The organism is Nodosilinea sp. LEGE 07088 (genome assembly GCF_015207395.1).
Classification (GTDB): Bacteria; Cyanobacteriota; Cyanobacteriia; order Phormidesmidales; family Phormidesmidaceae; genus Nodosilinea.
The window spans coordinates 1-9,933 of the sequence record NZ_JADEWX010000193.1; the positions used below are offsets into that span (position 1 = coordinate 1).

Here is a 9,933-nt window from a genome sequence, read left to right on the forward strand (position 1 = left end):
CCCCCTCTCCCCCTCATCCTCACCACCGCCACCGCCAACTCCATCGCCGCCACCATGCTACTGGCATCGGCAATTCCCCGACCGGCGATGTCAAAAGCCGTACCGTGGTCGGGCGATGTGCGCACAAACGGTAAGCCCACCGTGGTATTCACCGCTCGATCGAAAGCCATCAACTTGACCGGAATCAGCCCCTGATCGTGGTAAAGCGCCAGGTAGGCGTCGGGGGCTGTCTCTATCGCCCTGCCATCGGTGCCAAACCAGGCCTGACCGGGCCGCACCCACATCGTATCGGGGGGAATGGGGCCATCGATCTGCAGGTGGGGATAGCGCTGACGCTGGGTTTTCAGCCAGGGAATCAGCCAGTCTACCTCTTCACGGCCTAACTGTCCGCCTTCACCGCTATGGGGGTTGAGTCCCGCTATGGCGATGCGGGGAGCGACCAGGCCAAAGTCTTGATTCAGACTCTGGATGAGTAGATCCAGCTTTTGGGTCAGCAGCGCTGGGGTCAGCGCGGCGGGCACCTGGCTCAGGGGAATGTGAGTCGTCGCCAACAAAGCCCGCAATGACCAGCCTGTATGGGGGGACTTGGCCACAAAGGCCATGCCAAAGCGGTCAGTCTGGGCGCCCTCGGCCAACAGTTCGGTCTGGCCGGGGTAGTGGTGCCCAGCGGCTTTCCAGGCTGATTTGGCAATCGGCCCAGTGACGATGCCATCGTATCGCCCTGCCACAGTTCCCTCGATCGCCGTTTTGAGATAGACGAAACTGGCCGCCCCAGTAGCGGCACTGGGTTTCCCCAAGCTGACCGGCTCCAGGGGCAGCGGCAGCGGTATGTCCACCAGGGAAAGGGATTCTAGAGGCGGGAGCGGCCCGGCGTAGGCAGATTGCTGGAGCGCGATGAAGGTATGGGCCAACAGCGATCGCGTGCCCAAAATAGTGATATCTGCGATCGCCGCCCAATCCCTCATCCCTAGCGCCTTGAGCATGACCTCAGGCCCAATCCCCGCTGGGTCACCCAGGGTAACCGCCAGCCGAGGGCGCAAACAGACAGAATCAGCCATAGACAAATTAGCAGAAGACATAGGCACAGGGGGTGATACAAACTGGTCTAAAATGGGGGCGGCTAGGGGTTCAGCGGATTCCTGGCGAGCTGGGCAACCGGCCTCATTACTTATAGTGCTGTGAAAGGAGAACCTATGGGCGGCGAAATTTTTAATACGGCAATCACAATCTTCACGCTTACCCTCGTGGGCCTGGGCATTGGGTTTTTAATGCTACGGGTGCAGGGCGGCGAGGAGTAGATTTTGCCGTAGGGGTGTATCCGGTGGAGCCATCTGATATTCTTAGAGGAAGTTAAACTTTTGTATCATTTCCCTCATGAAAGTATTGGTTATTGGCGCTACTGGCACCCTTGGCAGGCAAATTGCCCGTCGTGCCTTGGATGAGGGACACGAGGTTCGTTGCCTGGTCAGAAGTGCTCAACGAGCCGCTTTTTTGCGAGAGTGGGGAGTAGAGCTGGTACGGGGCAGTCTTTCTAGGCCTGAGAGCTTACCCCCGGCCCTGGAAGGCATTGATGCCGTAATTGATTCCTCCACGGCTCGCCCTTCTGAGTCGGTCATGGAGGTCGATTGGTACGGGAAAGTCAACCTTATCAATGCTTTGCGCGAAGCTGGTATCCAGCGCTTCATCTTTTTCTCCATTCTTAATGCTGAAAAGTTTCCCCACGTGCCCTTGATGGATGTCAAGCGCTGCACTGAGAAGTTTTTGGCCGAGTCCGGCCTCGATTACACCATTCTTCAGCCCTGTGGCTTCTTGCAAGGACTCATTGGTCAGTACGCCATTCCCATTCTTGAGAAACAGCCCATCTGGGTGATGGGTGAAGCCGCCCCCATTGCCTATATGGATACCCAAGACATCGCCCGGTTTGCAGTGAAGGCGCTTGTATTGCCTGAAACTAAAAATCGTAGCTTTCCCTTGGCCGGCACTCGCGCCTGGGGCGCTTACGAAATTATGCGTCTCTGTGAACGAAAATGTGGTCAAGAAGCTAGGGTTTCTCGCATATCCCTTGAGCTGTTGCGGGCCATTCGCAAGGTAGCGCAATTCTTCCAGTGGGGCTGGAACTTTGCCGATCGCCTTGCGTTTGTGGAGGTCATTGCCGGTAGCCAGCCCCTTGATGCTCCCATGGATGAGGTCTACGAGGTGTTTGGCATCCCTAAGAACGAAATCACCACCCTCGAAGACTACATGCAAGAGTACTTCAGCCGCATTATGAAAAAGCTGAAGGAGCTCGACTTCGACAGCGACAAAGCCAATAAGAAAAAGCTGCCGTTCTAATACCGAGCTTAGATCCGTGAAAACTACCGCTACTTACCCCAGCGATCGCAGCTTTACCTAAACCAGACTATGCAACAGCGTCTCTGTATCTGTGACGGTGGCATACTCTCGATGCATATTGGCTAGAGCCAGCGCATGTACGTCTTCGGCTAAATGCACCTTTTGCTTTAGATCAACCTTGTCAAAAGTAGCTGTGGCGTCGTCAACAACATGGGTGTCAAACCCCAAGTTGCCCGCCACTCTCACTGTGGCCTCCACTGAGTTATTGGTAACCACGCCGGTCACGACCAATGTTTGGTAGCCCCGCTGCTTGAGCCATGATGCCAAATCGGTGCCGATAAAGGCGCACTGCACATGCTTATCGACAACCAATTCATTGGCAGCGGGGAGCACCATGTCCTTAAAATCACAGCCAACTTGCCCAGGGCGATAGGTAGAGTTTGGCTCAGTAGACAGGTGGCGCACATGAACCACTGGGCGCTGGGTCTCACGCCAGGCCTGCAGCAGTCGAACAATGTTGGCCTCTGCCTGTGGGTTGTTGCGCCGTCCCCAACTCGGGTGGTCGATAGCCTTCTGCACATCCACGATGACAAGAACTGCGTCGGCAGGTAAAGAGTTCACTGGCCCCTCCAGATATGCTGTCGGCAAACCGCTGTAGGACGTTGTTGGGTGCTGCTAGCACTCGAAGGCTGAAATATGTCCACCGTTCCGGATCGCTTGGCTCCCTAGCTCCCCTGCTCCCTAGCCCTAAGGAATAGTATCTAAACTTGCGCCGTGGAGTACTAGTGTAACAGTCCGGACAGTTTTAGCAACGACCTATAAGGCTTACAGGGCAATCACTCTAGCAATTGCCTATTTAAGTCAAGGTTAGTTTTTAGGCTGACATTGACTTAAATACTTTGGGCAACGTAGGCTCTGGCTTACAGGTAATATGGAGGGCAATTTTTTGTCCGGAGTATTGCTAGTGGTCAGTCAAATATTTATTGGCGGGTAAAGCAATGCCAGAACCTTTGGCTCATAGCATCTCTGTAAAGAATTTATCCGGTAGCATTTTTTTGACTAGGTACTAGCTACCTAAGCGATACGTTAGTAGGGAACTAAATTTTCCCAGGTCAGGTCTTAAAACCAGCACCGCGCGCTGCAAGGATAATAGGAGCATAAAAAATTATTTCTGGAAAGTTTATTGGTTTTGAGCAACTTTATCGATAGTCTAACTGTCTCAGAATCATTCGTATCTACCACTTTTTAGAAACGGCTGCTACTCCTACCCTAGGATGGGTGCTGATTACAGTGCTGACAGCACTAGTGGGAACTAGTCAAGTACACTGTTCAGTCTTTTCAATCTACCGCTGCAATTGCGTTCTGTATTAATGCCCTGAGGCTAGGGCTAGTTGAGACTCTATTTTATCTGGCGTTCAGCCAGCCCAATGTGGGCTGCCGAAGGTTCAGGTCGCTGCATCTACATGGAGGAGATGGACGAGGTTATCCAGCCTTGGTCGTTGTTTTGTACGTGTAGTATTACCTTTTTTATCTCTATGTTGTACAGTTCACTGTCTGCTTTGCAGGTTTTAGATCTAGACAATGATATAGCTGTACCCGATAACCTCTGGCGAGCAGCTATTCATCCGTCTGTAACGTCAAAATTTAAACGATGTCTCGATATTTTAGGGGCGCTAGTTGGGTTGAGCGTGACGCTGATTATGTTGATACCGATCGCGATCGCCATTCAACTCGACAACCCCGGGCCAGTGTTCTATAGCCAGATGCGCTGTGGCTATCGGGGGCGACCCTTTCGCATTTGGAAGTTTCGCTCGATGGTAGCCAACGCCGACGATCTCAAACCCCTAGTCGAAAACCAGGCCGAGGGGCTGATCTTCAAAAACGCCCAGGATCCGCGCATTACCCGAGTCGGCTCGGTTTTGCGGCGCACCAGCCTAGACGAGTTCCCGCAGTTTTGGAATGTGCTGAAGGGGGACATGAGCCTAGTAGGCACCCGACCGCCGACGATAGACGAGGTGCGCCGATACGAACGGCACCACTGGCAGCGGCTCAACGTCAAGCCGGGGCTAACGGGCCGATGGCAGGCCGAGGGGCGATCGACAATTAAAGACTTTGAAGCGATCGTCAAAATGGATGTGGACTACCAGGTGCAGTGGTCTTTGGGCTACGATTTAACGCTGATTTGGCGAACCGTTGAGGCCGTGGTGCTGAGCCGAGGGGCCTGTTAGTCTGAGAGGCAGCAAGAACTGAGCATCTGATCGGGCTCAAAGCTTAAGTAGACCGTGAATTTTCAAACCTGTACTTGCGTAAAGCTGTGGTGCTGATAAAAAACGACAAAGGGAGGTGTTTCAAACACCTCCCTTTGTCACATTCTCAGTTGGTAATTGGCGGCTAGTCTATCGTACCTAGGCTACTTCCTCATCAGCGTTCCGGCGTTTACGCAAGGCAGCAACGCCGAGACCCACTAGCCCTGGTAACAGGGCCGGGGTAGGGATTGGAGTGCCTTTACCAGTGCCACTGGTGCCTAAGCTGGTGCCAGTGATGCTTTGGTAGCGGACACCGAAGTTGCTGAGGGTGACTTCAGAAATAGGACCATTAAAATTAAGGGTTGCTATGAAATTGATGGGATTATTAGCCGTGGCACCAACGTGATGGACTTGGCTGCGTCATCAACAGTGATGTGACAGAGTCGCTGGCCTTTGCCATGCCGATGCTCGACATGGCAAGGCTATTGATCTAGCGCCTGGTTGGGTGATGGGTTAAAAACAGCCATGGCCCCGTAGTAGTAGGCCGTAAACATGATCCCGGCAAAGATTTGACCACCCCAGGCCCCATGCCAAAAGTTAAACGCGTCTTCGCCCCAGTACACGGCGGCAAAGGTCATCAGCAGAATGCGGGGAATGTTGAGAATGAGGGCGATCGCCACCCCCATCGTGCTCACTAGCGCGATGCGCGACCAGTGCTGTTGATCAAATAGCCCCCACACCAGGCTGACGCCAGCCAGTACAAAGGCCATATCGTAGCCGCTGCAGCCCGGGGCCACTTCGACACTCCCCGCCGGTAAGTTTAGAAAGCGGGCCTGGGCCTCGACGGTTTGCCCCATCGCCGTCAGCAGGTGGCTGCTAACCCAGGCCATGGCATTTTCGAGCTGGTACGGCCCCATGATAGCCTGAAACATCTCGCTGGAAAGCCAGATCCAGTCGGGATAAAAGCCCGCCAAAATCAGCAGGCAGGCGAGGGGAAAGCGACCAAATATCGCTGGGGTAAATGTACTCCAGGCGATGCCAATTAAAATCAGCATCCACAGTAAGGCCTGGAGCGAAATTGAGCTGCGGCTAAAGGGCAGCCAGAGCGCTGCGGCCAAAATTAAGGTGTGGCCAATCATGCGATCGTCTCCCAGCACGGTGATGCTGGACAGGTCTTTGCGGTGGGCCCAGAGCATCTGACAGCCTAGATACAAGAACCCCATATTCAGCACAACCTGCGACTGCCCCTTCCAAATATCAGCGATAAAAAAACTGAGGTAGGTATGCCAGTAAACCAGGCCCGAAATCAGACCTACGGCGACAACGCGCCCGTGGTGGCTGGTCAAACTCCACTGTAGAGCGGGCTGAAGCTGATGCCAGCGAATAAATTTGACCATGGTGAAATGTCGCAGCGAAGATACGGCAGGAGACAAAAGGCAAAAGCTAGAGCGGGTGATTTGTCATGCTTAACTTTGTCGGCTGGGTGGAGCGCTAGCAGAACCCAATCAAGCCCATGGCTGGGCAACAGGCGCTACATACGGGCGCGGGTTCCAAACCGACCCACGGCAATCAGAGCTAGGCCTGTGACCAGGAGATTGCCAAAGCTACCGACTCCGATCTTGAGCGCGTTGGCTTTAGCGCTGCGCTTGGCTGTGTCAACCTGATCGGTGAGAATCTGGGAGGCCTGTTGCAAAATCTCGGGCGTGAGGTCGGGCGATACCTGCTGGGGGTCAGCCTGGGCAGTGGCAATCTGATCGCGCACCTGGGCTTCCTGGGCGGCAATGCGGGTGACGGCTAGGTCTTGTAGTTTGAGGCTATCGCGCACCATAAACAAGCCTGACAGGCTAAACATTACCCCCAGAGCCACGCAGAGCAGGGCAACCTGCTTGCGCAGGCGGCGGTTGGCTAACACGCCATAGAGGGTTAATGACAGACCCAGCAGCAGTACAACACTGCGATCGCCCACCTGTTGGAGCAGACTCACCCGCCACTGAATATCGAGGGGGTTAGGGGGCAAGGCCAAGATCAAAAAATCGACTGAGAATCCGAATAGGCAGGCTAACCCCACAATTAAGCAGAGGGACTGCCCAGAGGTAGCCTCAAAAGAGGGTGATGATGACGATCGGCGTAAAGAAGAGGGGGCCATGGGAAAAAGGGGATAAATAGTAACTCTATACGTGCCCATCGGTAAGACTGTTCAAGGTCTGGAACCGGAGTTTTGGGGCTTACCTGGGATTCTTTACAGGGGTTCTTGGGGATTACCAGGATAGCTATCGATCTTCTTAAAGCTTGGATATCAAGACAACATCAAAACTTTATAAATGAACCCTTAGAGCATCAGATTGGCTGGTGAAAGGTGCAGATTCTGACGGTTTAGCGCTTGGGTCAGCCCTTCGTAGAAAATTCGCCGAGCAGCTGCCGCAGAGCTTGGTGGGTTTGGTCGAGGGTAAAGTGGGTTAGGGCATGGTGATAGCCTGCCTGGGCGATCGCCTGGGTTTGCTCAGGATGGTGGTAACTGTGGTTAATCAAGTCACCCAGGGTTTGGGCCTGGTTGGGGGGGCACAGCCAGCCGGTTTCCCCATCGGTGACGAGTTCAACGGCCCCCCCGGCGGCGGCGGCAACTATGGGCCGCTGGCAGAGCATCGCTTCGACAATGACGCGGCCAAAGGGTTCGGGGGCAATCGAAGTGTGGGTAATCAAATCGCAGGCCTGCATTAGCGGCGGAATGTCAGAGCGAAACCCCATAAACTTGACTCGGTGGGTTAGTCCCAGCCGTTGCACCTGGCGATAGAGTCCCTTGACATAGTCGTCTTCGCCAAACAAAGCATCGCCGACCAGTAGAGCCACGACAGGGTCAGGGCATTGAGCCAGGGCTTCGAGTAAGATATGCTGTCCCTTCCAGGGGGCAAGACGGCTAAAGTGGCCCACGATAAACTTATCGTGCCAGCCCAGTTCCGCCCGCAGGTCTGCCCTGGCCTCCGGTGCGGTTTGATAGGCTGCGGGTGCAAAGCCGTTGTAGATTACGCTTATGGTTTGGGCCGCTCCTCCCGCCGCGATGAAGGCAGCCTGGGTGGCGACAGAGTTGGCGATAACGTGGGCCGCACACCAGTTGGCGGCGGTCACCAAAAGGGTGCGGTTAGCCCGGCTAAAATGCTCTGGCGAAACAATGTCGCGTAGATGGTGCACCAGGGGTTTGCCACACAGCCTGCTTGCTAAGGCACCCAAAATAAGGGCTTTTGAGGTGTTGGTATAGATCAGATCAAAGTCTTGCCCAAGGCGGGCGATGGTGGCCACCAGGGGAGCCAACTGACCGAGACTTTTGGCGCCGTCGGCCCAGGGGCTCTCTTTACTGACCGCAATGGACGACTGGGCTAGCACCTGGTAAGGAATATGCCGTGAGGCCAGCGCTTGCGGAAACGGTCCGTCTTGAAACACGCCAACCAGGCAGTGGGGGCTAAAGGCACTGGCCACATCCAGCAGCGACAGTTCGGCCCCGCCCAGCTTGCCACTTTGGTCGAGGAATAGGATTTTCATCGGTTAGCTATCCATTGCCAGTTGATAGACGGTTTTGATCCGCTCGGCAATCACGGGCCAGGTGTAGTTATTGTCTACATACTGCTGACAGGCAGCAGCATCGGGTAATTTGCGTTGCCCCGACAGGGCCTCGACAATACCCTGGGCCAACTGCTCGGAGCGCGTACCCTCAAACACCAGGTCGGGGCAGAACGGGGTTAAAATCTCGGGGATGCTGTCGACCGGAGTGCCCATCACTGGGGTGCCATTGGCCAACGATTCAATCACAATCAGGCCAAACCCCTCTAGGGCCACGGTGGGCACCACTGACAGCGTAGCGGCCCGATAGGCCAGGGCCAAATCGTCGTCAGATACGAATCCCAGCAGGCGCACATGGTCGGCTAGGTCTAACTCTTGAATTTGCTGCTCTAGCTCGGCTTTGAGTGCCCCTTTACCGGCAATCAGCAGCAGCACATCAGGGTGCTGCTGGCGCACCTGATGGATGGCGGCAATTAGGTTTTCTAGGCCCATGCGTCGCGCCAGCCGCCGCACCGCTAACAGAATGGGGCGATCGCTCGGCCAGCCCAAACGGGCCCGGGCATCAGCGGCGCTGACGCTGGTGTCAAAGCGAGTGGTATCGACGCCAGGGGGCACGATGTGAATGCGATCGCAGGGAATATGGTAGTGCTGGTGCAGCGCTTGCCGAAAGGCCTCAGACAGCACAATAAACTGGCGCACCTGGCGATAGGTCGTCCACTCCAACAGCCACTTGGCCCGAGTGCTCAAGGCCCCCCCTCCTTCAACGTGGCCCTCTAGAGCCCAGGGCCCTTGAAAGTGCATGGCCACCGGGTACTCGCGCAGTTGGTCGAGCAGCGGAAACGTATACAGCCCAAAATGAGAGACCACCAGGGAAAAATCTTCCTGGGCGGTGAGCTGCTTAAAGTTTCGTCGGGCCTGCTGCCAGCGGCTCACTAACGGGTCACCCAGGGGCGCAAAGGCCTGAATTTGCCCCTGGGTAGTTTGGTTAACCTGATCAGAACCGGCCACTAACCCGCGAATTTGAATATCGGCTTTGGGCAGGTAGCGCACACAGTCGTAGTAAACGCGGTTGAGTCCTCCGGCCTGCTCGGGGAACCAACCCATGCCAATTTGAAGTGTTTTCATCGAGTAAACCTGCTGACTACAAGAGCGGTGGGGGGCCAGATGCGCCCAGGTGCAACGCTGGGGGTTGGTCATTTACAGCCAAGGGCAGCACCAGCTGCTGTTTTTGGTGGGCGTAATAGCGCTGGGCGGCCAGGTTGACCCCCAAAAAACCCCATAAAATTAACCCGCCAATGCTGATGGCCGTATTGCCAAATAGCATTTGCACTAGACTGGCAGCGGTGATCGAGCGCGTCGCCGCGACAAAGACATCAAACCGACTTTCAAAGGTAAAAAACTGGCGCAAAAAAAGCATGATCAGCCCGGCCAAATAGGGCAGTGTGCCAACCCAACCCAGGGTAAAAAACAGATCTAAAATGCCGCTGTCGAGGGCGACTTTAACGGCCGAGCCGGTCTCGTTAACGGTCAGAGTGCCGCCCAGGCCTCGGCCCAAATAGGAGGATAGGGCAATGCTTAAATTTTCGTTGTAGGTGGCGGTACGCGCCTTGTAGCTAGAGTCGCTTTGTACATTGTTAAACAGGCTCGACACCCGATCGCCAATGGCATCGTCAAAGGGGGGCATGGTAGACAGAGGCACGAGCATTAAGACCAGTACCACCCCGACTAAAATCAGACGAATTTGAATATTTTGTTTGATTGACCCCATCAGCATAAATTGGGCTACGGCCCACCCCACCCAGGC

General features: G+C 55.0%; 10 protein-coding genes and 1 pseudogene. 3 read left to right on the top strand and 8 right to left on the bottom strand.

The window, feature by feature from the left end:
- Window positions 1–1,058: 4-hydroxythreonine-4-phosphate dehydrogenase PdxA (gene pdxA, locus IQ254_RS26550; protein ID WP_193969168.1), on the bottom strand; the 1,058-nt coding region annotated here is incomplete at its 3' end.
- Between the two features lie 135 nt (window positions 1,059–1,193).
- Between pdxA and IQ254_RS26555 the strand changes: the two genes are divergently transcribed.
- Together IQ254_RS26555 and IQ254_RS26560 are read left to right on the top strand one after the other, a co-directional pair.
- Window positions 1,194–1,298 (top strand): PetM family cytochrome b6-f complex subunit 7, encoded by a 105-nt coding sequence (locus IQ254_RS26555; RefSeq protein WP_193969176.1) that lies wholly within the window; start codon window positions 1,194–1,196, stop codon window positions 1,296–1,298.
- 76 nt (window positions 1,299–1,374) lie between these two features.
- On the top strand, window positions 1,375–2,331 hold the full coding sequence (locus IQ254_RS26560; RefSeq protein WP_193969169.1) for an SDR family oxidoreductase: 957 nt from the start codon (window positions 1,375–1,377) through the stop codon (window positions 2,329–2,331).
- Between the two features lie 57 nt (window positions 2,332–2,388).
- On the opposite strand, the gene IQ254_RS26565 is transcribed toward IQ254_RS26560, so the two are convergent.
- Window positions 2,389–2,952, bottom strand: a complete 564-nt coding sequence (locus IQ254_RS26565) for a cysteine hydrolase family protein (RefSeq protein WP_193969170.1) — start codon at window positions 2,950–2,952, stop codon at window positions 2,389–2,391.
- Window positions 2,953–3,866: 914 nt separating this feature from the next.
- Between IQ254_RS26565 and IQ254_RS26570 the strand changes: the two genes are divergently transcribed.
- Window positions 3,867–4,559, top strand: a complete 693-nt coding sequence (locus IQ254_RS26570; RefSeq protein ID WP_193969171.1) for a sugar transferase — start codon at window positions 3,867–3,869, stop codon at window positions 4,557–4,559.
- A 177-nt stretch (window positions 4,560–4,736) separates the two neighbouring features.
- Here the strand turns inward: IQ254_RS26570 and IQ254_RS33975 are convergent, their stop codons facing one another.
- The 6 genes and pseudogenes from IQ254_RS33975 to IQ254_RS26600 all read right to left on the bottom strand — a co-directional run.
- Window positions 4,737–4,955 (bottom strand): PTPA-CTERM sorting domain-containing protein, encoded by a 219-nt coding sequence (locus IQ254_RS33975; protein ID WP_369011365.1) that lies wholly within the window; start codon window positions 4,953–4,955, stop codon window positions 4,737–4,739.
- Window positions 4,956–5,059: 104 nt separating this feature from the next.
- Window positions 5,060–5,974, bottom strand: coding sequence for a cyanoexosortase C (crtC, locus tag IQ254_RS26580; protein ID WP_193969172.1), 915 nt, complete (start codon window positions 5,972–5,974; stop codon window positions 5,060–5,062).
- 134 nt (window positions 5,975–6,108) lie between these two features.
- Entirely contained in the window at window positions 6,109–6,723 is a 615-nt protein-coding gene (locus IQ254_RS26585; protein WP_193969173.1) for a hypothetical protein, read from the bottom strand.
- A gap of 239 nt (window positions 6,724–6,962) precedes the next feature.
- Window positions 6,963–8,111 (bottom strand): glycosyltransferase, encoded by a 1,149-nt coding sequence (locus tag IQ254_RS26590; RefSeq protein WP_193969174.1) that lies wholly within the window; start codon window positions 8,109–8,111, stop codon window positions 6,963–6,965.
- A gap of 3 nt (window positions 8,112–8,114) precedes the next feature.
- Entirely contained in the window at window positions 8,115–9,254 is a 1,140-nt protein-coding gene (locus tag IQ254_RS26595; RefSeq protein WP_193969175.1) for a glycosyltransferase family 4 protein, read from the bottom strand.
- A gap of 16 nt (window positions 9,255–9,270) precedes the next feature.
- Window positions 9,271–9,933: pseudogene (locus IQ254_RS26600) on the bottom strand (hypothetical protein); the annotation flags it as partial.